Here is a 26,318-nt window from a genome sequence, read left to right as displayed (position 1 = left end):
ACAAGGGGCTGTCATGACCATCCATCTGCCACGCTCGTCCGCTTCCGGCGCCGCGCCCTGGTGGCGGCAACTCTGGGTGCTGGTGCTGGCCGGTGGCGTGCTGATGGGGATGGCGCTGGGCGTGCGCCATGTGCAAGGGCTGTTCATGTTGCCCATTATTGCCGAGCGCGGCTGGACCCGCGAGACCTTCGCCTTTGCCATGGCGGTGCAGAACCTGGCTTGGGGGCTGGCGCAGCCCTTCACCGGCATGCTGGCCGACCGCTACGGCTCGTGGAAGGTGATGGCGGGCGGGCTGGCGCTGTATGCCGCTGGGCTCTATGGGATGACGCAGGCGCATACGTCGACGGCGCTGGTGTGGTCGGCGGGCCTTTGCGTCGGCGTGGCCTTGTCCGGCACCACCTTCGGCGTGGTCTACGGCGCGCTCAGCCGCATGACCGGGGCCGCGCAGCGCAGCCGCGCGCTGGGGCTGGCCGGCGCCGTCGGCGGCATCGCCCAGTTTGCGCTGGTGCCGGGCGCCCAGGCGCTGCTTGCCGGGACCGGATGGGCGGGTGCGCTGCTGCTGCTTGCGCTGGCACTGGCCGTGCTGGTGCCCCTGGCGCTGCCGTTCCAGGACCGCGACGCGGCGGCGGCGCCGGACCACCGCGCGCCGGAAGCGGTGGGGGAACAGCCGCTGAGCGCCGCCGTCCGCGAGGCCTTCGGCCATTCGGGCTTCTGGCTGCTCAACCTGGGCTTTCTTGCGTGCGGCTTCCAGCTGGCGTTTATCGCCAGCCACCTGCCTGCCTATCTGCTGGACCGCGGCATGCGTCCTGCCGATGGCATGGTGGCGCTCGCCATCATCGCGCTGGCCAATGTGGCCGGCGTCTATGTGTGCGGGCTGCTGGGAGGGCGTCACAGCAAGAAGTACCTGCTCGCCGGGATCTACCTCACGCGCACCGCGGCGATGGCGCTGTTCCTGCTGCTGCCGCTGAGCCCGGCGACGCTGTACGCCTTCAGTGCCGCGATGGGGTTGCTGTGGCTGGGCACGGTGCCGCTCACCAACGGCATCCTGGCCCAGGTGTTCGGCGTGCGTTATCTCGCCACGCTGTTCGGCTTCGTGTTCCTGGGCCATCAGCTCGGCTCGTTCCTGGGGGTGTGGCTGGGCGGGCTGGTGTTCGAGCTGACCCGCTCGTACGACGCGGTCTGGTACGGCGCCATGGCGCTGGGCATCGTCGCCGCGGCGCTGCACTCGCCGATCGACGACCGCCAGGTCGTCCGGCGCGGCCTGGCGCCGGCACGGCCATGAAGCCCGCTATGCCCGCGCTGCGCGTCTGGCTGTCGTTGCTTGGGCTCGCCGCGCTGTGCGCGGTGGCCCTGGCAGGGTGGCTGGATCCGGCCCATGCCCAGGCGTGGATAGCGCTGATGGCGCTGTGCCAATAACGCCCGCCCCCAGCCGCTGCGACAAGACAGCGGCGGTCGAACTGGCAACAAGCGCGGCCACTGTGTAACCAATCCGCAAAATGTATGCATTGCGGCACATTGGGTGCGGGCGCAACGGGTAGAATCGCGCCTTCCGTGCCTTTTGCATTCTCCCTATAACAATGAGCTCCTGCCCGTCGCGCCTGCCGTGCATCGACGCCCTGAAAGCCGTCAGCTCCCAACTGATCGTCCTGCACCACCTCGCCTTCTATGGACCGATGTCCGACGCCGCGTACCGGCTGGCGCCGGGGCTGCTGGACTGGCTCTATGACTACGCGCGCATCGCGGTGCAGGTGTTCCTGGTGATCAGCGGCTTCCTGGCGGCGCGCAGTCTGGCACCCGACGGACGGCTTGAGATCCGCCAGCACCCGCTGTCGCTGCTGTGGCGCCGTTACCAGAAACTGGTGGTGCCGTTTGCCGCGGCGATCCTGCTCAGCGTTGCCGGTGCCGCCGTGGCGCGGCACTGGATGACGCATGACTCGATCCCGGCGTCCCCCACGCTGGGGCAGTTGCTTGCGCACCTGACGCTGCTCCATGACATCGTCGACGTCGACGCGTTGTCGGCCGGGGTCTGGTACGTGGCCATCGACCTGCAATTGTTCGCGCTGCTGCTGGGCACGCTGTGGGCCGCACGCGCGGTGTCGCGCGGCAGGGCGCCAGCGGGCGTGGCGGCCAGCATCGGGCTGGTGGCGCTTGCGGCCGTGGCGTCGCTGTTCTGGTTCAACCGCGATGCCGCTTGGGATATCTGGGCGGTGTACTTCTTCGGCGCCTATGGCATGGGCACGCTGGCCTACTGGGCGTCGGCGCCCGGCCGGCCGCTGCTGCCGCTGGCGCTGATCGGCGCGGTGGCGCTGGGCGCGCTGGTGCTGGATTTCCGGCTGCGGATTGCCGTGGCGCTGGCCACCGCGCTGGTGCTGGCGCTGGCGCGGCGCGGCGAATGGCTGGAACGCTGGCCACGGGCGCGCGTGGTGGGCTACTTCGGACGGATTTCCTATTCCGTGTTCCTGGTGCATTTCCCGGTGTGCCTGGTGGTCAATGCGCTGGTGTCGCACCTGGCACCGGGGCAGCCGGTGCTGAACGCGCTCGGCATGGTGGCGGCGTGGGCCCTGAGCAATGTGGCGGGCGCCGTGTTCTACCGCTTCGTCGAAAGTGCGCAGCCGTTCGCGGCACTGCGGGCGATGCTGGGCGGCCGCCGTGACGCGGCAGGCGACTCGGGCCCGGGCTCGGCGAGCCGCCCGACCATGTAACCCTTGCACGCATCGCCGCGCGGCACTACCCGGGGCGCGCTTGCGTTGCGTGGTCGTGCTCGGCATCCGCGTGGTGCATGGGTGCCGCGGGCGTGGTGCCGTCGGCACGCCGGGCGTGCATAGCGCTGCCGCGGACTTGCGTTGGGCGCCACACACATGAACGCCACACTGGCGTAAACGGGCATTGGGCGATGGCACAAAGGTTGCCTAGTATGGAATCGTAAACCTGACCGATTGGTCAGGATTCCATCGGGAACCGAGGGTGTCATGTCCGACCATATCGTCCTGACTTCGCACGCGCGCCGCGACAAGCCGGCCGAACCCATCCACTGGGGCGCACCCACGGCGGCGGAGCGCGGGCCGGTGATTGCCAGCCTGGGCAATCCGGCGCAGCGCAATGTGATCGGCACCCACGCCGGCGCCTACGCCATCTACCGCGCGCTGGCGGTCGCCTCCGGCACGCTGCAGCGCGACCATCGCCCCGACCTGACCGACACCGCGCCCGCCGAGGCCATCGGCCCGCATCCGCAGTGGGGCGAGCCGGGCAAGATCGTCTCGCTCGACCCCTGGGGCCACCTGGTCTCCACCGTCTTTGCCGACCGCATTGCCGCCGGCGTCGACATCCGCCCGACCATCGCGGTGACGCGCGCGCACATCAACATGCCGGAGCTGGTTTCGGCCATTGCCGCGGGCCGGCTCAAGCCCGACGGCAACCTGTTGCATGCCAATGGCGACGTGCGCGTGACCAAGGCGGCGGTCGACCCGGTGTGGTACCTGCCCGGCATGGCGGTCCGGTTCGGCATCAAGGAAAGCGTGCTGCGCCGCAGCCTGTTCGAACAGACCGGCGGCATGTTCCCGGAACTGGTGACGCGGCCGGACCTGAAGGTTTTCTTGCCGCCGATCGGCGGCATGACGCTGTATTTCTTCGGCGATGTCAGCCAGCTGGGCCAGCCCGAGACCCGCGTGGCCTGCCGCGTGCACGATGAATGCAACGGATCGGATGTGTTCGGGTCAGACATCTGTACCTGCCGGCCGTACCTGGCACACGGCATCGAGGTGTGCATCGAAATGGCGCAGCAGGGCGGTGTCGGGCTGGTGGTCTACAACCGCAAGGAGGGCCGCGCGCTGGGCGAGGTGACCAAGTTCCTGGTCTACAACGCCCGCAAGCGCCAGGTTGGCGGCGACCGCGCCGAGACTTATTTTGCCCGTACCGAATGCGTGGCGGGCGTGCAGGACATGCGTTTCCAGGAGCTGATGCCGGATGTGTTCCATTGGCTGGGCATCCGCCGCATCGACCGCTGGGCGTCGATGAGCAACATGAAGCATGGGGCGCTGGTGGCGCAGGGCATCGAGGTGGTCGAGCAGGTGGCGATCCCCGAGGCGCTGATCCCCGCCGACGCCCGTGTCGAGATCGACGCCAAGGTGGCCGCCGGCTACTTCACGCACTACACGCCGCCGGATGCGAACGAACTGGCCCTGGCAAAGGGCAGGGGGTTGAACGAATGACGAGGTATCCCGAGGACAGCGCCGGCAACGAGCGCCATGGCAACGGCTGGCTGAGCCCGGTGCCCGAAGGGCATCCCGCTTCGGCGCTGCTGTGCGCCGAGGCGGTGCGCACCCATTGCGCGGCGGTCACCGAGCACGTCGCCAGCGGCGCTTCCGAACGCTTCACCTGGCACCCGGACCGCGTGCATGCAATTGCCGATTACGTCGCCAGCACCATCCGCCAGCGCTATCCGGACCTGCAGGTGCCGTATCACAGCCGCTGGCGTCATTTTGAAAGCGGCGCGGGCGACCAGCGCACGGACCGCTGGCAGGTGCTGTGCGAGCGCGCCGCGCTGAGTGGTCCCGAGCACCGCGAGGAGCGCGCCCGCATCGGCATCGACCTGGTGATCCCCAGCGTGCTGCTGGATGCCGGCGCCGGGCCGGAATGGCGCTACCGCGATCCGGCCAGCGACCTGGTGCTGACGCGTTCGGAAGGTCTGGGCGCGGCCAGCTTCGACCTGTTCGCGCGCGGCGGCTTCTCCGCGGCGCCGGGCGATCCCCTGCGCGCCGATGCCGAGCGCCTGCAGCGCATCGACGCCGACAGCATTGCCCATGCCTTCCAGGTCGCGCAGCACAACCCGCTGGTGGGCCTGGAAGGCCGCGCCGGGCTGCTGCGCCGGCTGGGCGAGGTGATGGACGCGACCCCGGCGCTGTTCGGCCGGCCGGCGCGGCTGGGCAACCTCTATGACTACCTGAAGGCGCACGCCGTGGGCGGCCAGCTCGATGCCGGCTTCCTGCTGCGCACCTTGCTGGTGGGCCTCGGGCCGGTGTGGCCGGGGCGCATCGTGGTCGAGGGCGTGTCGCTGGGCGATTGCTGGCGCCATCCGGCCGCGCCGGGCGGGCTGGTGCCGTTCCACAAGCTGACCCAGTGGCTGACCTATTCGCTGCTGGAGCCGCTCGAGGACGCCGGCCTGACCGTGACCGGCCTCGATGCGCTGACCGGCCTGCCCGAGTACCGCAACGGCGGCCTGCTGTACGACTTCGAGCTGATGGTGCCGCGCGATCCCGGCTTTGCCGCCGAACCGCATGCGGTGGATGAGCCCGTCATCGTCGAATGGCGCGCGCTGACCGTCAGCGGCCTGGACCTTGTGGCAGATTGCGTGCGCCAGGCGCTGGGGCTAGAGGAAGCGCAGTTCCCGCTGGCGCGCGTGCTGGAAGGCGGCACCTGGGCGGCAGGACGGCGCATTGCCGCCAAGCGCCGGCCGGGCGGCGCGCCGCCGTTTGCCATCACCAGCGACGGCACGGTGTTCTGAACGCGCCGCCCGCGCCGCGGGCGGCGTCGCAGGCAGGCAAGGCTTGTGCAACGTGGCTTCAGGAGCGTCACCATGAACGACATGACCGCTGTTCCCGCAGTCGAGCCCGGCGTGCCGGGTCCCGCCGACCTTGCCAGCCTGTCCGGCGTGATGGTGGTCGACCATCCGCTGGTGCAGCACAAGGTCACGCTGGTGCGCAGCGAGGAGACCACCACCGACAACTTCCGCCGCCTGGTGCGCGAGATCAGCCAGCTGCTGACCTACGAGGCCACGCGCGACCTGGCGATGGAAACCATCGCGATCCGCACGCCGATCGCGGCCACGCAGTCGCGCGTGCTGTCCGGCAAGAAGCTGTGCCTGGTGTCGATCCTGCGCGCGGGCAACGGCTTTATCGATGGCATGCTCGACCTGCTGCCGGCGGCGCGCGTCGGCCATATCGGCCTGTACCGCGATCCCGAGACGCTGGAGCCGATCGAGTATTACTTCAAGATGCCCGAGGACATCCAGGAGCGCATGGTGATCGTGGTCGACCCGATGCTGGCCACCGGCAATTCGGCCATCGCGGCACTGAACCGGCTGAAGGAGGCCGGCGTCACGACCATGAAGTATGTGTGCATGATCGCCTCGCGCCCCGGCCTGCGCGCGCTGCGCACCGCGCATCCGGACGTCGGCATCGTTACCGCGGCCATCGACGACACCCTCAACGAGCACGGCTATATCGTGCCCGGCCTGGGCGACGCCGGCGACCGCCTGTACGGCACGCGCTGATGGACTCGCGCGCCGGCCTTGCGCCGACGCCGCGCGCGCCGCCCGCGCGCGCGGTGGCGGGCGGCCGCATCCGGCAGGAGAACCAGGCCATGATCCTGCGCGCGGCCGAGCATGTGTTTGCGCGCGCCGGGTTTGCCGGCGCCACCATGGCGGAGATCGCCATGCGCGCGGGGGTGCCCAAGTCGAACCTGCATTACTACTTCCGCACCAAGCAGGCGCTGTACCGCGCGGTGCTGGCGCACACGCTGCAGCTGTGGCTGTCGGAAGCCGACGTGATCCGCGCCGAGCTGCCGCCGCAGGTGGCGCTGGAGCAGTACATCCGCGCCAAGATGCGGCTGTCGGCCAGCCATCCGGATGCGTCGCGGGTGTTCGCCAACGAGCTGCTGCACGGCGCGCCCGAGATCGGCGAGGTGCTGCGCCACGCCTTGCGCGAGCTGGTGTCGCGCAAGGCCGCGGTGGTGCAGCAGTGGATCGACCGCGGCCAGATGGCGCCGGTCGATCCGCAGCACCTGTTCTTCACCATCTGGGCCGCCACCCAGACCTACGCGGACTTTGAATCGCAGGTCTGCGCGGTGCTGGGTATCAGCCGGCTGCAGCCGCAGGACTATGCGCACGCCACCGAGCACGTGGTGGTGATGCTGCTGCGCGGCTGCGGCCTGGCGCCGCTGCCGCCGGCCTGAATTCACCCATACCGGATACCACGACACGACCCATGCTCGACCTGATCCTGCGGCATTGCAACCTGCCCGACGGGCGCACCGGCATCGATATCGGCATCGCCGACGGGCGCATCGCCGCAGTCGGGCCGGCCCTGGCCGCGCGCGCGGGCGAAGAGATCGATGCCGCCGGCCAGCTGGTAACGCCGCCGTTCGTCGATGCGCACTTCCATATGGACTCGACGCTGTCGTACGGGCTGCCGCGCGTAAACCAGTCGGGCACGCTGCTGGAAGGCATTGCGCTGTGGGGCGAACTGAAGCCGTTGCTGACGCAGGAGGCCATCGTCGAGCGCGCGCTTGCCTATTGCGACTGGGCCGTGGCGCGCGGGCTGCTGGCGATCCGCTCGCATGTGGATGTGTGCGATCCGCGCCTGCTGGCGGTGGAGGCGCTGCTGCATGTGCGCGAACGCGTGCGGCCCTACCTGGACCTGCAGCTGGTGGCGTTCCCGCAGGACGGCGTGCTGCGCGCGCCCGGCGCGCTCGCCAACCTGAAGCGCGCGCTGGAGCTGGGGGTCGACGTGGTCGGCGGCATTCCGCATTTCGAGCGCACCATGGCGCAGGGGGCGGAGTCAGTGCGGCTGCTGTGCGAGCTGGCGGCCGAACGCGGCCTGCGCGTCGACATGCATTGCGACGAAAGCGACGATCCGCTGTCGCGCCATATCGAGACCCTTGCCAGCGAAACCGTGCGGCTGGGCCTGCAGGGCAGGGTGGCGGGATCGCACCTGACTTCGATGCATTCGATGGACAACTACTACGTGTCCAAGCTGATCCCGCTGATGCGCGAGGCCGGCGTGGCGGCGATCGCCAATCCGCTGATCAACATCACGCTGCAGGGGCGGCACGACACCTATCCGCGGCGCCGCGGCATGACGCGCGTGCCCGAGCTGATGGCGGCCGGCGTGCCGGTAGCCTTCGGCCACGATTGCGTGATGGATCCTTGGTATGGGCTGGGCTCCGGCGACATGCTGGAAGTGGCGCACATGGGCCTGCACGTGGCCCAGATGACCGGGCAGGAAGCGATGCGCGCCTGCTTCGACGCGGTCACCGCCGCGCCGGCGCGCATCCTGGGGCTGGAAGGCTATGGCCTGGCGCCGGGCTGCCGGGCCGACCTGGTGCTGCTGCAGGCGCGCGACCCGGTCGAGGCGATCCGGCTGCGCGCCACGCGGCTGCGCGTGCTGCGCGCCGGCAAGACCATCGCCACCATGCCGGCGGCGACCGCGGCGCTGGCGCTGCCGGGACGGCCGGCGCAGGTGGATTTCCGGCGCGACGGGGGTGCGGCATAGCGCGCACAAAATTTTTTGCAGGCGGGTGTTGACAGTACCCACGGCACTCGGCATAATTTCGTTCTTCGCATCGCAGCAGCAATGCAGCCGCATCGCAGCAGCAATACGAAGCCCAGATGGCGGAATTGGTAGACGCACTAGGTTCAGGTCCTAGCGGTGGCAACACTGTGGAGGTTCGAGTCCTCTTCTGGGCACCAAAATTCGGAAAGGCTCGCGCAAGCGAGCCTTTCTTCGTTTCAGGCCATGCTCCATGGCAACCACGTCCGCGCGAGCGGGCTTTTTTTTCGTCCGCGGCTTTCGGACATCGCCTGGTCCAGTGGTTCAGCGTGCCGGCATCCCGTCGAGGTCCTGCGCCTCGCGCACGCAGTTGCGGCCCTCCGCCTTGGCGCGGTACATGGCCGCGTCGGCCGCGCCGAACAGGCGCTGCCAGTGGCTCGCGCCGCCATGGCCGACGGCCACGCCGAAGCTGGCGGTCACGCCAAGCTGCGTGGTGCCGGACAGGTAGACCGGCCGCGAGGCGATGGCCGCGCGCAGCGTTTCGGCCAGCGCCGCGGCCTCGCCGGGCCGGCCGTGCGGCAGCCACAGCGCAAATTCCTCGCCGCCGAAGCGGGCCAGCACCCCCTCGGCCGGCACCAGCGCGCGCATCTGCGCGGCGATGTTGCGCAACACCTGGTCGCCGGCCGCATGGCCGTGGCGGTCATTGATCTGCTTGAAGCGGTCGACGTCGACCAGCACCAGGCTGGCGGTCTCGTGCGCGCCGTACCGGGCCGCCACCAGTTCCAGCGCGCGCCGGTTCAGCAGGCCGGTGAGGCTGTCGGTGCGGGCCTGCTGCTCCAGTTGCGCGGTCAGCGCGGCGCGCTCGCGCAGCTTGCGGCGCAGGATGTCGATGGCATCGAACAGGCGCCGCATCTCCGCGGCCTGGCCCATGCGCCTGGCCTGCATGGCTGTCTCGGATCTCGGGGTTTGGTGCGGCTGGCCGCGGTCCTCGGCCAGCGCGATCACCTCCGCCCGCGCGCGCAGCAGCGGCAGGAACACCGAGCGCCGCGCGAACACCAGCATGTAGCCCAGCACCGCGAGGATCAGCGCCGAGGTGCCGCACGCGGCCGCGAGCCGGCGCAACGCGCGCTCGCGCGTGCCGGTGAAATGCGCCACCACCTCGTCCAGGAACACGCTGCGCAGCCGCTCCAGCGGCTCCAGCGTGGGCACGTAGCGGCTGGTCAGTTCGGTGGGCGTCATCGAGTAGTTGCCCGAGATGCGCCCCTGCGTGACCAGGCTGTCGACCATGGCCACGCCGCGGCCGAAGAACTGGTGGCCGGCGTCGGCATAGGCCTGCTCCAGCGCCGGCGCGGCGCCGAACATGTTGTAAGCCGGCCCGGCCAGCTGCCACAGCTCCAGCAGCCGTCCGCGCGAGCGCGTCGCGTCGACCAGGCTCTGCACCGGCATCGGCTGGCGCGCCGCCACCGGCGCCATGATCTGCGATGCCATGCGTCCCGCGTACTCGCGCAGGTCGCCCAGCATCTTGCCGGTCAGCGCGGGCGCGGCCAGGCCGTCATCGCAAACGGAAAGCTCGCGTACCTGCCAGGCGATGGCGGGCTGCAGTGCGTCGACGACCTCGAACATGCTTTCGATGGCGTGGCGGATCTCGTCCATGTCGCGCTGCTGCGGCGCGCGCGCGGCAAGTTCGTCGATCTCGGTGCGCGCCCGCACCAGGCGCTCGCGCACGCGTTCGACCATCAGCGGCGGCAGGTGGTGGCTGTGCAGGCCGAAGGGGGCCGGCGGCGGCGCGGACAGGCGCGCCAGCGCGGCGTCGCTGCGGGCGCGGAACACCTGCAGGCGCGCGCGCGCCGCGCTGTGGGGCGAGGGCGGTTCGCCCAGCACGCTGTTGGCCGGGCCGCGTTCGGCGGACAGCGTGTTGGCGGCGTCCAGCACGTCGCGGTACGCCGAGATGTCGTACAGGTTTTGCCGGGCCGCGGCGAAGTCGCCGTACGAGGCGGCGATCACCAGTGCCGCCAGCACCACCGTGCACAGGCCGCCCACCGTGGTCGCCACTGCCAGCTTGCGCTGCAGGCTGCGGCGCGGTCCGTTGCCGGCGCTCGGCGCACTGCCGTTGCCGGGATCAAGCTGTCGGGCGCGTTGCCGCAGGGCCATGCTGTCTCCACCCGGCTGCCAGTGGCCGGGCCATGCGTGAAAATTCTGTCAATCCCGACATTATTGACGAAAAGGCCGCGGCAGCTGTCCAAATCGTCCGCGATTCGCGCCGGCGACAGCGGCGCCGGCCGCTGTCCGGCAGGCTTTCGCGGGCGCGCGCGGCCGAACATTCGCGGCTAACGCTGGCGGGGCATTTGACCTATGCTCAAGCTCATCGGGCAGGCATTTATAACGTCCCGAAGGTGGTTGCCATGACTGTGGTCTTGTCATCATCGAGAGAGAGGGAGGCGGGGACGAGCCCCGGATGGCACGGCTGTGCCGCGCATCCCGGCATCGTCCGCCATCACCTGCATTACTGCGCCATGCTGGCCATGCTGATGTGTGCGCTGGCCCACGCAGATGAAGCCTTGCCGGATTTCCACGGCGCTTCCGGCTCTGATCCACCGCTGCAGGCAAGCCTGGCGCAAGCCGGTCCGGCGGAGCCGGCGCAGGTTTCCGGGCCGCTGGCCGACGCCTCCGAAGCGAGCGGCTGGATGGTCCAGCCGCTGGAGCCGGTGGTGGTCGAATACGCGGCCGTGTCGCCGCCATCTTCATCCCGATCTTCTTCCGCATTGCCGCGCGCGAGCGGCGCCGGGCCCGATGACGATGCCCCGGGTCTCGCCGCCGTCGACCGCGAGACAGCGGCCATGCCCGAGCGTGCGCGCCGGTTGTCGCTGCATCTCGATGACATCACCACCGCCAGCGGCTTTGCCGACAATCGCGTACGCACCATGGCGCTGGCGGTCGATGCCGTGGTGCCGCGTGCCGGCGGGCTGACCATCCAGCCGCGGTTGCAACTCGCCTACCAGCCCGGCATGAGCGCCGACCCGAACAAGTTGTCGCAGCCGATGCCCGGCGATGCCAGCGCCACCGGCATCGGCGTGCGCCTGTACGGCGCGCAGCCGACGCGGCTGGCCGGCATCTATCCGTTCGTCGAGGCTGACTGGTGGCAGGAGAGCCGCAAGCAGGTCATCAATATCAACGGCACCAAGATCGATGCCGACCTGCTGCGCGGACTGTTCTCGTTCAATATCGGCGCGCATGGCAATACCAAGACCGGCGTGAAGCTGTGGTTCAAGGTCAGGGCGGGGCGCAACCCGAGCGGCACTGTCGGTGCGCGCTATCGGTGGTAAGGGTGGTGGGGGCAGTCGCGCGCAAGGCGCGCGGCAACAAAAAAGGGCTTCCGTTTCCGGAAGCCCTTTTTCTTTCTGCATAGGTGGCGCGGCTGGCAGGATTCGAACCCACGACCCCTTGGTTCGTAGCCAAGTACTCTATCCAACTGAGCTACAGCCGCACACGAGAGGCGCAATTGTATCGCAATTATTGATTTGCGCAAGCCCCCCGCCGAAAAATCTTCAACGGCCGCTGACAGCCTCACCCGGCGGCTTCCGACCAGACGCCATCCGCCTCCCGCGCCTTGCCTTCGTCGCGCAGCTTGATCAGGTGCGCCAGCAGCGAGCGTTGCGCCACCGGGTGCATGCGCGGCGGCACATCGTCATAGACCCGCAGCACCAGTTCGCCGAGCGCGGCCGGGCCGAGTTCGCGCAGCGCGCCGGCGACCTTGGCCTCGCGCTGCAGGCGGTGCCGCACCAGGATGCGGATGGCGTCCTGCGGGCGCGCGATCAGGAAGCCGTGTCCCGGCGCCAGCCACTCCAGGTCTTCGTCCTGCAGCGCCGCGAGCGAGTCGAGGTAGGCGCGCATGTCGCCATCGGGCGGGCCGATCACCACCGTCGATCCCTGCATCACGTGGTCGCCGGTGAAGAGCGTCTTTTCTTCCTCGAGCAGGTAGCAGAGGTGGTTGGACGCATGGCCGGGAGTGTGGCAGACGCGCAGGGTGCAAGCGTCGGACAAGGCCAGGCGCTCGCCGTGCTGCAGTTCGCGCTGCGGTGTGAAGGTGGCGTCCTGCCAGGGGCCGGCGGGTGCGGCGCGTCCCAGCACGGTGGCGCCGGTGGCGGCCTGCAATGCCGCCGCCGCGGGCGAATGGTCCAGGTGCGTATGCGTGGCGAGGATCCAGCGGATCCGGCCGGGCGCCGCTTCCAGGATGGCGCGCACATGTTCGCCATCGTCGGGGCCCGGATCGATCACGGCCCATTCATTGCGCGCGCCGCCGCCGACCAGGTAAGTGTTGGTGCCCGGGCCAGTCATCACGCTGCCGTTGTTGGCCGTGACCCGCCATACCCGCGGCGACAACTGCACCGGCACGCCGGGTGCCAGTTCGTAGCGGCCGTGCACCTTGCCGTCGGGATCGATGCGGCCGATCTCGGCGTAGCAGGGCTCGTTTGGCATCACCGGACGCACTCCCGCCGCGCCGGTGGCCAGCCGCGGCATGATGCAGGCGATGCCGCGCAGCTGCGAGAAATACGCAAAGCAGGCCGCGGCGGTCTCGAACTGCGCGATCGAGCCCAGCGTGCGGCGCGTGACATGCATCATCGGCAGGCCGCTGGCCGGGTCGGCGGCCTCGGCCGGGCGCACCCAGCGGTGCTCGACGATCTCGGTGCCGTCGGGTACGGCCAGCTGGCCCTCCGGAGCGATGGCGACGAAGAAGCGGGTATCGAAACGCTTGGGCAGGCCGGGCGGCGTCAGCCAGTAGCTGTGATAGGCCAGGCGGTCCGCCGCCAGGCGCAGGCCCAGCTGCTCGCAGGCGTGGGCCAGCCCGGGACCGCCGCGTTGCACGGCCTCGCGCAGCAGCGCCTGCTGGGCGGCGTCCAGCTCGTGCGGCGCGCGCAGGCGCCCTTGATGGTCGCAGGCGAACAGCAGGCCGGCCTCTTCGAAGCATTCGCGCACCGCGGCGAGGTAGAAGTCCAGCCCGCTGGCCGGCAGGCCCAGGCGCTCGCTGGCGAGCACGTCATCGAGGCCGTGCGCGTGCGCGTGCAGGTGCCGGTCTTGCGCATCGAGGGTGCCGCCGGGAAAAACATAGGCGCCGCTGCTGCGGTCGTTGGCGCGTTCGACGCGGCGCACCAGCAGCACCTCCATGCCGGCGGGCGCATCGCGCACCACCAGCAGGCTGGCGGCCGTGCGCAGCAGCGGCGTGGGATTGGCGGGGCGGTTGCCGCTTGTCTCTGTGGTTGTCATTGTGTCGGCATCGTGGGTTGTACGCGCGGCGCGGGCGGGGGCAAGACAGGGGAAGGCAGGGCACGGCCGCGTGCGCTAGTTTAGCCGCGTTCGCGGATTCGAAAGTCCGCTGACTCCAGGCGCCGCGGCCGCGGCCACGCCGGTCCGGCCCGGCGGCAGGCGCGGGCGGGCTTTGGCTTTTCCGGCCACAGGCAGTAACCTGATAGCTCCGCTTCACTTTCCGGAGCGCCACCGCCGGCGCTCCCATCGGAGGAGGTCCGCGTGATCCGAGCTTCTTACCTGTGCCTGACGGTTGCGTGCCTGGTGGCGGCCTGCGAGACGCCGCCGCAGCGGGCGCCGCGCCCGGTGCCGCCGCCCAGCACCCGCATCACCGTCGATCCCCAGGCCATGTCCCGGGCGGCATCCGCGGCCTGCGAGCCGGCGGTGGCCGAAGCGCTCCAGCGCCGTTATCCGCAACCCGGCAGCGTCATGCTGATGGCCGACCGCGAGCAGTACTACCAGCGCCCCAACGCGCAGACCTCGGTCAACGGCGAAGGCGTGTTCGAGCCGGACGACAGCTCGTCCGCGATCGGCTTCCACTACGCCTGCCTTTACAACGCGCGTACCGGCAAGGTCGACGATGTGCAGATGCGGTACTGAGCTGCGCCGTCGCTTCACCGAAAATACCGAGGGCGCAAGCGCGTAACTATTGCGCCAAATAGCGGTAATCGCGACTTCCCATTTCCTTGACCTACCGGTCGAACGGCCATTAGCATAGCCACGCGCCTTCGTGAAGTTCGCATATAGAACTGTAGTTCTAATGGCGTAACTTTCGCCGACTCTGGAGACAAGGAAGTCATGAACAAGATCGCCGGGTTCTTCACCGAACTCATGCGCCGGTACCTGCCGGATCCCTTTGTGTTTGCCATCGGCCTGACGCTGCTGACCATGGCACTGGCGGTGCTGGTGCAGGGGCAGGCGGCCCCGGCGGTGATCGCCAGCTGGGGCAAGGGCTTCTGGAACCTGCTGGCCTTCACCACGCAGATGGCCGTGATCCTGGCGATGGGCTACGTGCTGGCCACCGCGCCGCTGACCGACCGCATGCTCGACCGCATCGTCGGCGCCGTGCATACGCCGCGCACGGCCATCATCGTCGCCACGCTGGTGGGCGGCATCGGCAGCTACCTGAACTGGGGCTTCGGGCTGGTCATCGGCGGCATCATCGCGAAGAAGCTGGCGCTGAAGGTCCGCGGCGTGCATTACCCGCTGATCATCGCTTCGGCCTACAGCGGCTTCACCCTCTACGGGCTGGGCCTGTCGGCCAGCATCCCGGTGCTGATCTCGACCCCGGGGCATCCGATGGAAAAGGCGATGGGGGTGATCCCGCTGTCCGAGACCATCTTCTCGACGCCGATGCTGCTGACCAGCCTGGCGGTGATCGTCACGCTGCCGCTGCTCAATGCCTGGCTGCACCCGCGCCATCCGGCCGAAGTGGTCGAGATCCGCCGCGAGCAGGAACCGGCCCGGGCCGACGCTGGCCCGGGACACAGCATCGGCGGCGAGAACACGCTGGCCGGGCGCCTGAACAACAGCCGCATCCTGAGCCTGGCGATCGGTCTCTGCGGCATGGCCTATGCCGTCATCTACTTCACCCAGGGCGGCTCGCTCGACCTGAACCTGATCAACTTCCTGATCCTGTTCGGCGGGGTGCTGCTGCTGGGCACGCCGGTCAACTACGTGGCCAAGCTCAACGAAGGCATCAAGACCATTTCCGGCATCATCCTGCAATACCCGTTCTATGCGGGCATCATGGCGATCATGGCCGGCTCTGGGCTGGTGGATACCATCTCGCGCGTGTTCGTCGATATCGCCACGCCGCAGACGCTGCCGTTCTGGGGCCTGGTCAGTTCCTTCGTGATCAACTTCTTCGCGCCGTCCGGCGGCGGCCACTGGGTGATCCAGGGTCCGTTCATGGTCGACGCGGCCAAGGCCATCAACAGCTCGGTCAGCCAGACCTCGATGTCGGTGATGCTCGGCAACGCCTGGAACGACCTGGTGCAGCCGTTCTGGATCCTGCCCGCGCTCGCGCTGTCGAAGCTGAACCTGAAGGACGTGATGGGCTACACCGTGATCATGATGTTCTGGGTAGGCCTGATCTATATCGCTGCGATGCTGATGTGGGGCGCGCAGATTGCCTGACTTTGATGCCCGGCCGCAAGGCTGACAGGAGAAACGCATGCCGTACCTGATCGAAACCGTCGACAAGCCCGACCACCAGCACGTGCGCCAGGCCACCCGCGCCAGCCATCTGGACTACCTCGACGCCAACAAGGCGCTGCTGCTGGCCTGCGGCGCCAAGCTCAACGATGACGGCTCCGACGCCGGCGGCGGCGTCTATATCGTCGATGTCGACAGCCGCGAGGCCGCGCAGCGCTTTATCGACGCCGACCCGTTCGCCGCGGCGGGCCTGTTTGCCGAGGTGCGCATCGTGCGCTGGCGCAAGGCCTATCTCGACGGCACTTGCCGTCTGTAAACCGCGTCTGTAAGCCGGGCCGCGCACGCCGCCCCATCGCCACCCAATCCAGGAGACCCCATGCTGTTCATGGCCGAAATGACCGTCAGGATTCCCGCATCGCTCGACCCGCAATTCGTCGAGCAGCTCAAGGCCGATGAAAAGGCCATGTCGCAGCGCCTGCAGCGCGAAGGCAAGTGGCGCCACCTGTGGCGCGTGGTGGGCCAGTACGCCAACGTCAGCATCTTTGACGTCAGCGACAACGATGAACTGCACACCTTGCTGACCGCGCTGCCGCTGTACCCGTACATGGAGATCAAGGTCACGCCGCTGGCCCAGCACGGTTCCGCCATCGCGCAGAACTGAGCCGGACCGATCCGCAATACCGCCCGCGATCCCTGACTGACCGATACCATGCCCTTCGCCGATCTTCCCGACGTTCGTTTGCACTACCGCCTCGATGGCGCCGAGCACCTGCCGGTGCTGGTGCTGTCCAATTCGCTCGGCACCAGCCTGGACATGTGGGCACCGCAGGTGGATGCCTTCAGCCAGCATTTCCGCGTGCTGCGCTATGACACGCGCGGGCATGGGCAGTCGTCGGTGCCGCCCGGTCCCTACAGCATCGCGCAGCTGGGCGGCGATGTGATCGGGCTGCTCGACCAGCTTGGCATCGGGCAGGCCAGCTTCTGCGGCCTGTCGATGGGCGGCATCACCGGCATGTGGCTGGCGCTGAACCATGCGCCGCGGCTGCTCAAGCTGGTGCTGTGCAATACCGCGGCGTATATCGGCCCGCCCGAAAACTGGACCAACCGCGCCGCGGCGGTCGAACGCGACGGCGTGGCGTCGATCGCCGCCGCCGTGGTCGACAAATGGCTGACTCCGGCCTACGCCGCCGCGCATCCGGAACTGGTGGCGTCGCTGCGCGCCATGCTCGGCGCCAGCCCGGCCGCCGGCTATGCCGCCAACTGCCTGGCGGTGCGCGACGCCGACCTGCGCGCCGCGATCGCCGGCATTGCCACGCCCACGCTGGTGATCGCCGGCTCGGGCGACCTGCCCACGCCGCCGCGCGATGGCGTGCACCTGGCGCAGACGATTCCCGGCGCGCACTACGTCGAGCTGGAAGCCGCGCATATCTCCAACCTGGAGCAGGCACAGGCCTTCAGCAAGGTCGTGGTCGATTTCCTGGCGCGCTGAGCCACTGAGCCGCTGACCGCAGCCATGCCGGGCCTTTCCGCAGCCCGGCCGCGTGGCTTATCATGCACCCCTTCGCCGTAGTGTCCTGCCGTCGGTGCGCCCGGTCTCGGATCCCCGCATTCGAGTAATTGACAGGGTCGTAGCACGCGGACAAGATGCGACGGACAGATGCGCCTCCGGGACGACATGCCGGCAGTCATAGCCGAAATGCCCGGAGAACACGCAAGAACTTTGGGAATCGGGGTCATGAAGCCTATCTTTCGTCAATTGGCGGGCGCGGTCACGCTCGCCGTCATGCTGTCCGGCTGCGCCACCGGGCCTGACTATGCCGGCAACCCGGCGGCCGCCGAGCAGCCGCCTTCCGACCAGGCCATGAAGGCCTTGTCCGCCGAAGTCTTCACCTTTGCCTATCCGATGGTGCTGATGGACGTGACGCGCGAGCTGATGACGCTGCGCACGCCCGCCAACACCTTCAGCCACAAGCGCACCTTCCCGGACGCCACCTTCACCGATGTGGTCAGCCCCAACGCCGACACGCTGTACTCGTCGGCGTGGCTGGACCTGTCGCGCGAGCCGGTGATCCTGTCCGTGCCCGATACGCGCGGGCGCTATTACCTGATGCCGCTGATGGACGCCTGGACCAATGTGTTCGCCGCACCGGGCAAGCGCACCACCGGCACCCGCCGCGGCAATTTCGCCATCACCGGTCCGGACTGGCGCGGCACGCTGCCCAAGGGCGTGCAGGAGATCCGCTCGCCCACGTCGATGGTCTGGCTGATCGGCCGCACGCAGGCCAACGGCACGCAGGACCTGCCGCTGGTGCACCGGCTGCAGGACCAGTACCGGCTGACGCCGCTGTCGGCCTGGGGTGGCGGCCGCCGCGTGCCGGACAAGGCCGCGGCGCGGCCCGGGCTGGACCCCAACAGCGCCCCGGTCGAGCAGGTCGCGGCCATGGACGCGCAGGCGTTCTTCACGCGGTTTGCCGCGCTGCTGCCGGCCAATCCGCCGGCACCGGCCGACAGCGCCATGGTCGAGAAAATGCACCGCATGGGCATTCGCCCGGGCGTGCCGTTCAAGACCACGGTGATGGAGCCGTCCACCGCGCGGGCCGTGCAGGAAGGGGCCACGGCCGCGCTGGCGTCGATCGAGCAGGCGGCGCGCAAGGGCAACGCCGATGCCGGCAATGGCTGGGTCATGCATCGCGACCTGGGCACCTACGGCACCAGCTATGGCCGCCGCGCGGTCACGGCATGGGTGGGCCTGGGCGCCAACCTGCCGGAGGATGCGATCTACGCCTCCACCCGCACCGATGCCAACGGCAAGCCGCTGCAGGGCGGGGCACGCTACGTGCTGCACTTCGACAAGGACCAGCTGCCGCCGGCGCGCGCGTTCTGGTCGCTGACGCTGTACAACGAGCGCCAGGCCTTTGTCCCGAACCCGATCCGGCGCTACGCCATCGGCAGCCGCGACCGCCTGCGCTACAACCGCGACGGCTCGCTCGACATCTACATCCAGCATGAGCGCCCGGCCGGCGCCAAGGCTGCCAACTGGCTGCCGGCGCCGCCCGATGGCCTGAACATGATGCTGCGCGCGTACTGGCCGGAACAGGCGCTGCTGGACGGCAGCTGGATGCCGCCGGCGGTGATGCGCGTGAACTGATCCGCCGGACGCCCGCAGGCAAACAGGCCGCATGCCCCGACGGGCATGCGGCCTGCTTTGTTTACGCCGCGGTGTTTTGCCTGAGGCCGGCTGGTCAGTGCGCGTGCGTGGCGCACGCGGTGCAGGCGCCGGCCGCGTGCGGCGCGGGGGCGGCGCCGGCCGCGGCAGTGCGCTCGACGCGCTTCCACGCCGCGATTTCCGGGGCCGACAGGCGCTGGCGCAGCGCGCGGGCCGCGCTGACCATGTTGGCCAGCGCCGCTTCGGTTTCCTCCCAGCCGCGCGTCTTCAGCCCGCAGTCCGGGTTGACCCACAGCCGCTGCGGCGGCACCACCTGGCAGGCGCGGTCCAGCAGCCGCTCCATCGCCTGCACCGACGGCACGCGCGGCGAGTGGATGTCATAGACGCCCGGGCCGATCTCGTTGGGATAGTCAAAGTCGCCAAAGCCTTCCAGCAGTTCCATCGCCGAGCGCGAGGTCTCGATGGTGATCACGTCGGCGTCCATCGCCGCGATCGCGGGCAGGATGTCGTTGAATTCGGCATAGCACATATGCGTATGGATCTGGGTCTGGTCCCGCACGCCGCTGGCCGAAAGGCGGAACGCGGTCACCGCCCAGTCCAGGTAGGCGTCCCAGTCGGCGCGGCGCAGCGGCAGCCCTTCGCGCAGCGCCGGTTCGTCGATCTGGATCACGCGGATGCCGGCCTGCTCGAGGTCGCAGACCTCGTCGCGGATCGCCAGCGCGAGCTGGCGCGCGGTCGTGGCGCGCGGCTGGTCGTCGCGCACGAAGGACCACTGCAGCATGGTGATGGGGCCGGTCAGCATGCCCTTCATCGGCCGCTCGGTCAGTGACTGGGCGTAGCGGGCGGTGTCGACCGTCATCGGTTCCGGGCGGTACACGTCGCCGTAGATCACCGGCGGCTTGACGCAGCGCGAGCCGTAGCTCTGCACCCAGCCGTTCTCGGTAAAGCCATAGCCGCACAACTGCTCGCCGAAGTATTCGACCATGTCGTTGCGCTCGGCCTCGCCATGCACCAGCACGTCGAGCCCCAGCGCTTCCTGCTTGCGCACCGCCAGTGCGATCTCGGCGCGGATGCGCTCGAGGTATTCCAGCGCGCCGATCTCGCCGCGCCTGAACGCGGCCCGGGTCTGGCGGATCGCGGCGGTCTGCGGGAACGAACCGATGGTCGTGGTCGGCAGCAGCGGCAGCGCAAGCGCCGCGCGCTGGCGCTCGATGCGCTCGGCGAAGGGGCTGGTGCGATGCGCCATCGCGTCATCCACGCCAGCCAGGCGCTGCTGCACGCGCGGATTGACCACGCGCCGCGAGGCCCGGCGCGACGCCTGCGCGGCGTCCGAAGCCGCCAGCACATCGGCGACGGTCCCGTCGCCCTGGTTCAGCGCGCGCGCCAGCACCGACAGTTCGTCCAGCTTTTCGGTGGCGAAGGCGAGCCAGGACTTCAGCTCGGCATCGAGCCGCGCTTCATGCGCCAGCGACACCGGCACATGCAGCAGCGAGCACGACGGCGCCAGCCACAGGCGCTCGCCCAGCGCGCCGTGCAGCGGGCGCAGCAGGTCCAGCACGCGGCGCAGGTCGGTGCGCCAGATGTTGCGGCCGTCGATCACGCCGAGCGACAGCACCGCATGCTCGGGCAGCACGGCCTGCCATGCCGCCAGTTGCGCCGGGGCGCGCACCAGGTCGATATGGAAGCCGTCGACCGGCAGCGCGCAAGCGCGCTGCGCATGGTCGGCAGCGGTGTCGAAGTAAGTCGCCAGCAGCAGCTTCGGGCGCGCCGTCGGGCCACCCTCCTGCAGCGCGGCATAGGCGGTGTCGAAGGCATCGAGCCAGGCCGGTTCCAGGTCGAGGCACAGTGCCGGCTCGTCGATCTGCACCCATTCGATGCCGCGGGCCTTGAGCTGGCCGAGGATGCGGCGATATGCCTGCAGCAGCCGCGGCAGCAGCGACAGCCGGTCGAAGCCCGGCACATGGCTCTTCGACAGCCACAGGTAGGTGACGGGGCCGATCAGCGCGGGACGGGCACGCAGCCCCAGCGCCAGCGCTTCATCGGTTTCCTCGAAAAACCATTGCGGGCCGCCGTCGAAGGTGGTGTCGGCGTCCAGCTCCGGGACCAGGTAGTGGTAGTTGGTGTCGAACCACTTGGTCATTTCCATCGCCGGCTGCTCGCGATTGCCGCGGGCCAATTCGAAATACTGCGCCAGCGTCAGTTGCGCCGGGTCGAAGCCAAAGCGGCGGGGCAGCGCGCCCAGCAACGCGGTCAGGCTCAGCATCTGGTCGTAGTAGGCAAAGTCGCCGGTGGCGACGGTGTCCAGGCCGCGCTCGGCCTGCAGCTGCCAGTGGCGGCGGCGCAGTCCGGCAGCCACCGTGCGCAGTTCGGCCTCGGTGCGTTCGCCGCGCCAGAACGCTTCCTGCGCGAATTTCAGTTCACGGCGCTCGCCGATGCGGGGAAAGCCGAGGATATGGGTGCGTGCCATCGATGTTGCTCCGGTAGAGGTCTGGCGCACAGTGTCGGTTTACCCATAAAATGAATCAAGCGACAAGTTTTAAACATTATATGAATCCATTTCATATCAAGACGGAAGGATGGCGACGCGGGGGCCACGCATGATCGAAGTTCGCCATTTGCGTTCGCTGGTGGCCATTGCCGAGTCCGGCAAGCTGGCCACCGCGGCCGAGCGGGTGCATGTCAGCCAGTCAGCGCTGTCGCACCAGATCAAGGCGATCGAATCGCACTACGGCTTGCCGCTGTTCGATCGCACCCGCCAGGGACTGCGCTTTACGCCGGCGGGCGAGCGCCTGCTGGCGCTGGCGCGCGAGGTGCTGGCCGCGGTCAGCGCGGCCGACCGCGATATCGAACGGCTCAAGGGCGACACCCGCGGCGAGTTGCGCGTGGTGCTGGAATGCCATACGTGCTTTGACTGGCTGATGCCGGTGATGGACGAGTTCCGCCGGCGCTGGCCCGAAGTGGAGGTGGACCTGGTCGCGGGCTTCCATGCCGATCCGATCGCGCTGCTGCGCAACGGCCGCGCCGACATGGTGATCGGATCGCAGCCGGCGGCGCGGCGCGGGCTGGAGGTGGCGCCGCTGTTCCGCTTCGAGATCCTCGCGGTCATTGCCAACGAACACCGGCTGCGCAACAAGCGCCGCATCGAAGCCGCCGACCTTGCCGGCGAAACGCTGATTACCTACCCGGTGCCCGAGTCACGCATCGACCTGATCCGCGAGGTGCTCGAACCCGCCGGCATCCACCTGGAGCGGCGCACCGCCGAACTGACGGTGGCCGTGCTGCAGCTGGTGGCCAGCCGCCGCGGCGTGGCGGCGCTGCCCAACTGGGGCGTCAAGAACTACGTCGACCACGACTACGTATTGGCCAAGCGCATCGGCGCCAAAGGACTGTGGAGCGAACTCTACGCGACCGTGCCGTCGGCGATGGCGCGGCGGCCCTACGTGGCGGATTTTGTCGCCATCGTGCGCGATACCTGCGCAGCGCAGCTCGACGGCATCGAGCTGCTGGCGCCGGCCGCGTAGCGGCGGCCGGATCGATTCAGGCCGTCAGCATCAGCTCGGCGGGCCGGTCGCGGCGGGTGGCGGCGCGCGGCGCCGGTTCCGCCACGGTGTCGTCGTCCGGATCCTCCACGTCGGCCACTAGCAGTTCCACGTCGAAGCCGTTATCGAGGCGGCGCAGGAACAGCCACAGCAGGCCGGCATCATCTGCCGTCAGGGTGGCATGCAGCACGGCCTGCGGGGCGGCGTCGAAGCTCAGCTGCTGCGGCGCCAGTCCGGTACGGCGCGCATTGGCCAGCACCCATTCCATGGCGCCGAACAGGTCGGCAGGGGCAAGTCGCAGCGACAGGCGCAGGGTGGGGAGGGAGCGGGTGGCTGGCATGTGTCGTTTCCGGCAGTCGATCTATGCAGGTAAATTTACCAGCCGTGCCGCAGAATTGGCTTTCTGATTTTCTCCATGTTGGTGGGAATATCAGGATAACTGACGTGCTTTGATAGAATGAAAAGAAGATTATTCTTTTCCTATGGTGTTTGATGGCACAGTCGCCCAAACTCGACGACACCGACCGCCGCATCCTGCGCGAACTGCGGCGCGACGGCCGCCTGTCCAATGCGCGTCTGGCGGAGCAGGTGGGGCTGTCGGCCACGCCATGCTGGAACCGCGTGCGCGCGCTGGAAGAAAGCGGGGTGATCGAAGGCTACGCCGCGCTGCTGAACCAGAAGGCGCTGGGCCTGCCCGACACCGTGCTGATCGAAGTCACGCTGGAGCGGCACGACGATGACATGCTGTACCGCTTCGGCAAGGCCCTGGCGGAACTGCCCGAGGTGATGGAGGCCTACCTGCTGACCGGGGAGTACGACTACCTGATCAAGGTGGCGGTGGCCGGCACGCAGGGCTATGAGGAATTCCTGCGGCACAAGCTCTACAAGCTGCCCGGCCTGCGCCACAGCCGCTCGACCTTCGTGCTGCGCACGCTCAAGCGCGAGACCTCGGTCGAGCCGTAATCAGGCGGTCCTGAGCACTTCGCTGGTGGTATTGCGCAGGGCGCGCAGGGAATCGTTGCATTGCTGCGGCGTAGTGGGGTGCACCAGCACCGCCCAGCGGCCATGCTGCACGGCCTCGCGCACCGGCGTGATCACCAATTGGTGGTCCGGGCGCGCAGTCATCAGGCCGGCCAGCAGCATGCCGAACATCAACCCCAGGAAGATCGCCGCGCCGGCTGCCAGGCCCGGGCTCTGCATCACCGCGTCGACTTCCTGCCGGTGCAGGATGCCGACCACGGCGAGGCCGATAATGGCGCCCAACGCTGCCATGATCAGGTGCGAGCGCACCGCGGTGTGGACGATGCCGTCGTTTTCGGGCTCGAGCTTGCGGCCGAAATGGGCCTCGTACGGGTGCACCAGCCGCACCTGTCCCCGCTTCAGGTGCGCCTCGTAGCAAACGCGCTCGGCGGCGCTGCTGGCCGCGAGCTTGGTGTCGAACAATGCTGCGAGCTTGGTGCCGGCGGCCTCGGCGCTCAATGGATTGGCTGTCATCGCGAACTCCTGCTGCGGCCGTGCCGCGAGGCGGGTGCTGCGCATTGTTTCCGTGCCCGCCGGGGACGGTCCGTGTCCTGTATACCGAGTCTAGGGGCCCGTTTGAAGCGGCTGCATAAGTCGACGGCGCTTGCGCTTGTAGGAATTGGCCGACCACCCCCGAAGCCGGCCCTGGCGGGGGAATTCCAGCGCGAACGACCGATTCCGCTCATAATGTCGGCGGTGCCGGGCTGCGCCCCCGCCTTTTGACCAAGAATTCCGGTATGAATGACACAGAAATTGAGCTGATCGACTCGGCGCGCCTGCCGACGCGATTCGGCGACTTCACGGCGCACGCCTTCAAGGGCGCCGACTCAGGCATCGAGCACCTGGCCCTCAGCGTCGGCGACGTGGCGGGCGACAAGGTGCTGATCCGCATGCATTCCGAATGCCTGACCGGTGACGTGTTCGGCTCATGCCGCTGCGACTGCGGGCCCCAGCTTGAACTCGCCATGGAAAAGATCGCCGCCGAGGGCCGCGGCATCCTGCTGTACCTGCGCGGCCACGAAGGGCGCGGCATCGGCCTGGCCGAAAAGATCCGGGCCTACCGCCTGCAAGACGGCGGCCTCGACACCGTCGACGCCAACCTCGCGCTGGGCCAGGCCATCGACGCCCGCAACTATGCCTTTGCCGCGGACCTGCTGCACCAGTGGGGCGTCAAGTCGGTGCGCCTGATGAGCAACAACCCGCTGAAGGCCGCCGCGCTGGAAAAGGCGGGCATTACGGTCTCGGAGCAACTGCGCCACATCGTGCCGTCCAACGCCGAAAACGAGAAATACCTGGCGACCAAGCGCACGCGGATGGGGCATCTGCTGGACTAAGCGCCGCCGCGGGTGGCTGCCCGGTGGTCGAGGGGCCGGCCACGCCAGTTGAGCCAGCCTGATCTGGCAGGCAGCCCAGGCTCCCGCGTCTTTTTTCTTCGCCGACCGCCCATGTTCTGGATACTCGCCGCGATTGCCGTGCTGGTTGCCAGCCAGGTTGTGTCGGGCTGGTGGGTGGCTGTTCTGGCAGTCCTGATCTGGGCTGGCGAGGTGCTGCTGGTCATTCTGGCGGGCCGTTGGCTCGGCGACGCCGAGGGTAAGCGGCTTCCGGTCTCGCCGGATTCCCCGGGGTCTTGCGACACGGCTCCCCGCGTCGCCGTGCAGCCCTCCGCGCCTGGCCTGGTACAGGGTTCAGCGCCGTCCGGGACGGCTGCCGCAACGCCACACCCGGCCCCCGATGGCAACGGCTGGCACCTGCCACTCGACGTCTTCCGCATTTCGTTCAACGAACGCTGGCCGCGTACGGACATCTGCGCCACCCGCGAGTACTTCCTGCGTGCCGGCGACCGCCTGCTGCTGCGCTACGCCCCCGCCGCCGCGACGCCGGCCGGGCAATCCTGGCATTGCGACATCTCGGGACGCTGGCGCGATGGCGGCCTGCCGCGCCGGGAGGTCCGGGTGAGTGCCGCGCGCTTCGCGTGCATCCCCATACTGCATGACGGCGTCTACGAGATCGGCGTGGGCCAGGGCGACCCGTCCGGGACCGAGCACGGCGAGATCGAGGCGTGGCTGGAGACGGACTCGCCCGACCGCCTGGCGCAATGCAACGCGCCACAGCAGGAGAGCGGCGCCAGCTGGCGCTGCGACGCAGCCGGACAATGGCGCGTCGAGATCACCCACGAGTCCACGGCGCTGGACCGCGCTGCGATGCCGGCCCGGCACGAAGCGTCAGTGCCGCGTAGCGCGGTGGTGCTGTTCGACCCGCGGCATCAAGGCTGGGACGAAGCCGGCATCGCCGACCCGACCACGGACTGGGAGGCCGAGCGGCGCCACAGCTTCCGCTATTACCTGCAGTTGTGCCAGGGCGATGTGCTGGCCATCGAATATGCCTGGCGCCCTGCGACGTTCGGCGTGCCGATGGAGGACGGCAACGGCATCTCGTATACGCACGGCGAGCTTGAGCTGACCCAGTTCGTGCGCTCGCCGACGCTGCTCAGCGTGCATACCGGATGGAGCGAGGTCGGCGAGGAAATGTCTCGCGTGATGACGGTGACCTGTCCCGGCGACGGCTTCTTCCAGGTCGAACTCACGCTCTATGGGCCGGCGGCATGGCGGACCAGGCCGTCACCGGACTTCCTGCAATTGCGTGTGCTGGGCGTGCTGCTGCGCCGCCCGGAGCAGGTCCGCGATTTCAGCCTGGTCGACGGCTGGGTGGACGACTGGTATCGACGTACGGTGCCGGTGCCGCATCATGCGCTGGCCCTGCCGCATGCCGACACGCAGCAAGCATCCGGCTCCCCGGCTTGATCGGATGCGCGGCGCGCTGCCTGCCCCAAAATGATTAGCCCATATAGTTGCCAATGGAAACTATTGCCCA

At 68.9% G+C, this 26,318-nt stretch carries 24 protein-coding genes and 2 tRNA genes; 20 read left to right on the top strand and 6 right to left on the bottom strand.

What is annotated here, in order from left to right; translation table 11 throughout:
- Positions 1–13: 13 nt before the first annotated feature.
- From FHX60_RS09900 to FHX60_RS09860, 9 genes are all read left to right on the top strand, one after another.
- On the top strand, positions 14–1,282 hold the full coding sequence (locus FHX60_RS09900) for an MFS transporter (protein ID WP_183283218.1): 1,269 nt from the start codon (positions 14–16) through the stop codon (positions 1,280–1,282).
- Positions 1,279–1,416 (top strand): hypothetical protein, encoded by a 138-nt coding sequence (locus tag FHX60_RS09895; protein ID WP_183283217.1) that lies wholly within the window; start codon positions 1,279–1,281, stop codon positions 1,414–1,416. Before FHX60_RS09900 ends, FHX60_RS09895 begins: the two co-directional genes overlap by 4 nt.
- 161 nt (positions 1,417–1,577) lie before the next feature.
- The gene (locus FHX60_RS09890) at positions 1,578–2,702 is read left to right on the top strand and encodes an acyltransferase family protein (RefSeq protein ID WP_183283216.1); all 1,125 of its coding nucleotides are present in this window, start codon (positions 1,578–1,580) and stop codon (positions 2,700–2,702) included.
- A 267-nt stretch (positions 2,703–2,969) separates the two neighbouring features.
- Positions 2,970–4,208 carry a GTP cyclohydrolase II gene (locus FHX60_RS09885; RefSeq protein ID WP_183283215.1) on the top strand — a complete coding sequence of 413 codons (1,239 nt, stop codon included), beginning with the start codon at positions 2,970–2,972 and terminating at the stop codon, positions 4,206–4,208.
- Positions 4,205–5,500, top strand: coding sequence for a URC4/urg3 family protein (locus FHX60_RS09880; protein ID WP_112776533.1), 1,296 nt, complete (start codon positions 4,205–4,207; stop codon positions 5,498–5,500). The genes FHX60_RS09885 and FHX60_RS09880 overlap by 4 nt, the downstream gene beginning before the upstream one ends.
- A 72-nt stretch (positions 5,501–5,572) precedes the next feature.
- Positions 5,573–6,268, top strand: coding sequence for a uracil phosphoribosyltransferase (gene upp, locus FHX60_RS09875; protein WP_183283214.1), 696 nt, complete (start codon positions 5,573–5,575; stop codon positions 6,266–6,268).
- Positions 6,268–6,948: a TetR/AcrR family transcriptional regulator gene (locus FHX60_RS09870; protein WP_112776535.1), complete on the top strand. Its 681-nt coding sequence runs from the start codon at positions 6,268–6,270 to the stop codon at positions 6,946–6,948. Before upp ends, FHX60_RS09870 begins: the two co-directional genes overlap by 1 nt.
- Positions 6,949–6,980: 32 nt before the next feature.
- Complete coding sequence (locus tag FHX60_RS09865) at positions 6,981–8,267, top strand: amidohydrolase family protein (RefSeq protein ID WP_183283213.1); 1,287 nt, start codon at positions 6,981–6,983, stop codon at positions 8,265–8,267.
- Between the two features lie 110 nt (positions 8,268–8,377).
- Positions 8,378–8,464: transfer RNA gene (locus FHX60_RS09860), tRNA-Leu, on the top strand.
- 124 nt (positions 8,465–8,588) lie between these two features.
- On the opposite strand, the gene FHX60_RS09855 is transcribed toward FHX60_RS09860, so the two are convergent.
- Entirely contained in the window at positions 8,589–10,415 is a 1,827-nt protein-coding gene (locus FHX60_RS09855) for a GGDEF domain-containing protein (RefSeq protein ID WP_183283212.1), read from the bottom strand.
- Positions 10,416–10,777: 362 nt separating this feature from the next.
- On the opposite strand from FHX60_RS09855, the gene FHX60_RS09850 reads away from it, so the two are divergent.
- On the top strand, positions 10,778–11,587 hold the full coding sequence (locus tag FHX60_RS09850) for a hydrolase (RefSeq protein ID WP_375790532.1): 810 nt from the start codon (positions 10,778–10,780) through the stop codon (positions 11,585–11,587).
- An 84-nt stretch (positions 11,588–11,671) separates the two neighbouring features.
- Here FHX60_RS09850 and FHX60_RS09845 read toward each other — a convergent pair.
- Positions 11,672–11,748, bottom strand: a tRNA-Arg gene (locus FHX60_RS09845).
- An 80-nt stretch (positions 11,749–11,828) separates the two neighbouring features.
- Entirely contained in the window at positions 11,829–13,526 is a 1,698-nt protein-coding gene (locus FHX60_RS09840; RefSeq protein WP_183283210.1) for an MBL fold metallo-hydrolase, read from the bottom strand.
- A gap of 261 nt (positions 13,527–13,787) precedes the next feature.
- Between FHX60_RS09840 and FHX60_RS09835 the strand changes: the two genes are divergently transcribed.
- From FHX60_RS09835 to FHX60_RS09810, 6 genes are all read left to right on the top strand, one after another.
- Complete coding sequence (locus tag FHX60_RS09835) at positions 13,788–14,165, top strand: short-chain fatty acid transporter (RefSeq protein WP_183283209.1); 378 nt, start codon at positions 13,788–13,790, stop codon at positions 14,163–14,165.
- Between the two features lie 198 nt (positions 14,166–14,363).
- Entirely contained in the window at positions 14,364–15,704 is a 1,341-nt protein-coding gene (locus FHX60_RS09830) for a short-chain fatty acid transporter (protein WP_092315622.1), read from the top strand.
- A 37-nt stretch (positions 15,705–15,741) separates the two neighbouring features.
- Complete coding sequence (locus tag FHX60_RS09825; RefSeq protein ID WP_092315624.1) at positions 15,742–16,038, top strand: YciI family protein; 297 nt, start codon at positions 15,742–15,744, stop codon at positions 16,036–16,038.
- A gap of 60 nt (positions 16,039–16,098) precedes the next feature.
- The gene (gene catC / locus FHX60_RS09820) at positions 16,099–16,383 is read left to right on the top strand and encodes a muconolactone Delta-isomerase (RefSeq protein ID WP_092315626.1); all 285 of its coding nucleotides are present in this window, start codon (positions 16,099–16,101) and stop codon (positions 16,381–16,383) included.
- Between the two features lie 48 nt (positions 16,384–16,431).
- Complete coding sequence (pcaD, locus tag FHX60_RS09815; protein ID WP_183283208.1) at positions 16,432–17,211, top strand: 3-oxoadipate enol-lactonase; 780 nt, start codon at positions 16,432–16,434, stop codon at positions 17,209–17,211.
- Positions 17,212–17,457: 246 nt separating this feature from the next.
- On the top strand, positions 17,458–18,870 hold the full coding sequence (locus FHX60_RS09810) for a DUF1254 domain-containing protein (RefSeq protein WP_183283207.1): 1,413 nt from the start codon (positions 17,458–17,460) through the stop codon (positions 18,868–18,870).
- Positions 18,871–18,964: 94 nt separating this feature from the next.
- On the opposite strand, the gene metE is transcribed toward FHX60_RS09810, so the two are convergent.
- Complete coding sequence (gene metE, locus FHX60_RS09805; RefSeq protein WP_183283206.1) at positions 18,965–21,355, bottom strand: 5-methyltetrahydropteroyltriglutamate--homocysteine S-methyltransferase; 2,391 nt, start codon at positions 21,353–21,355, stop codon at positions 18,965–18,967.
- Positions 21,356–21,485: 130 nt separating this feature from the next.
- Here metE and FHX60_RS09800 point away from each other — a divergent pair, with 130 nt between their 5' ends.
- Positions 21,486–22,409 (top strand): LysR family transcriptional regulator, encoded by a 924-nt coding sequence (locus tag FHX60_RS09800; RefSeq protein ID WP_092315634.1) that lies wholly within the window; start codon positions 21,486–21,488, stop codon positions 22,407–22,409.
- 16 nt (positions 22,410–22,425) lie between these two features.
- Here the strand turns inward: FHX60_RS09800 and FHX60_RS09795 are convergent, their stop codons facing one another.
- Positions 22,426–22,767 carry an AsnC family transcriptional regulator gene (locus tag FHX60_RS09795; protein WP_112776545.1) on the bottom strand — a complete coding sequence of 114 codons (342 nt, stop codon included), beginning with the start codon at positions 22,765–22,767 and terminating at the stop codon, positions 22,426–22,428.
- 152 nt (positions 22,768–22,919) lie between these two features.
- Between FHX60_RS09795 and FHX60_RS09790 the strand changes: the two genes are divergently transcribed.
- Entirely contained in the window at positions 22,920–23,390 is a 471-nt protein-coding gene (locus FHX60_RS09790; RefSeq protein ID WP_012356231.1) for an Lrp/AsnC family transcriptional regulator, read from the top strand.
- Here the strand turns inward: FHX60_RS09790 and FHX60_RS09785 are convergent, their stop codons facing one another.
- Positions 23,391–23,921, bottom strand: coding sequence for a riboflavin biosynthesis protein RibA (locus FHX60_RS09785; RefSeq protein WP_112776673.1), 531 nt, complete (start codon positions 23,919–23,921; stop codon positions 23,391–23,393).
- Between the two features lie 263 nt (positions 23,922–24,184).
- Here FHX60_RS09785 and ribA point away from each other — a divergent pair, with 263 nt between their 5' ends.
- Positions 24,185–24,781 carry a GTP cyclohydrolase II gene (gene ribA, locus FHX60_RS09780; RefSeq protein WP_112776546.1) on the top strand — a complete coding sequence of 199 codons (597 nt, stop codon included), beginning with the start codon at positions 24,185–24,187 and terminating at the stop codon, positions 24,779–24,781.
- Between the two features lie 111 nt (positions 24,782–24,892).
- Positions 24,893–26,248 carry a hypothetical protein gene (locus FHX60_RS09775; RefSeq protein ID WP_183283205.1) on the top strand — a complete coding sequence of 452 codons (1,356 nt, stop codon included), beginning with the start codon at positions 24,893–24,895 and terminating at the stop codon, positions 26,246–26,248.
- Positions 26,249–26,318: the final 70 nt, after the last annotated feature.

The organism is Cupriavidus alkaliphilus (assembly GCF_014191175.1).
Taxonomy (GTDB): domain Bacteria; phylum Pseudomonadota; class Gammaproteobacteria; order Burkholderiales; family Burkholderiaceae; genus Cupriavidus; species Cupriavidus alkaliphilus.
This window is presented reverse-complemented; position numbering and strand designations above follow the sequence as displayed.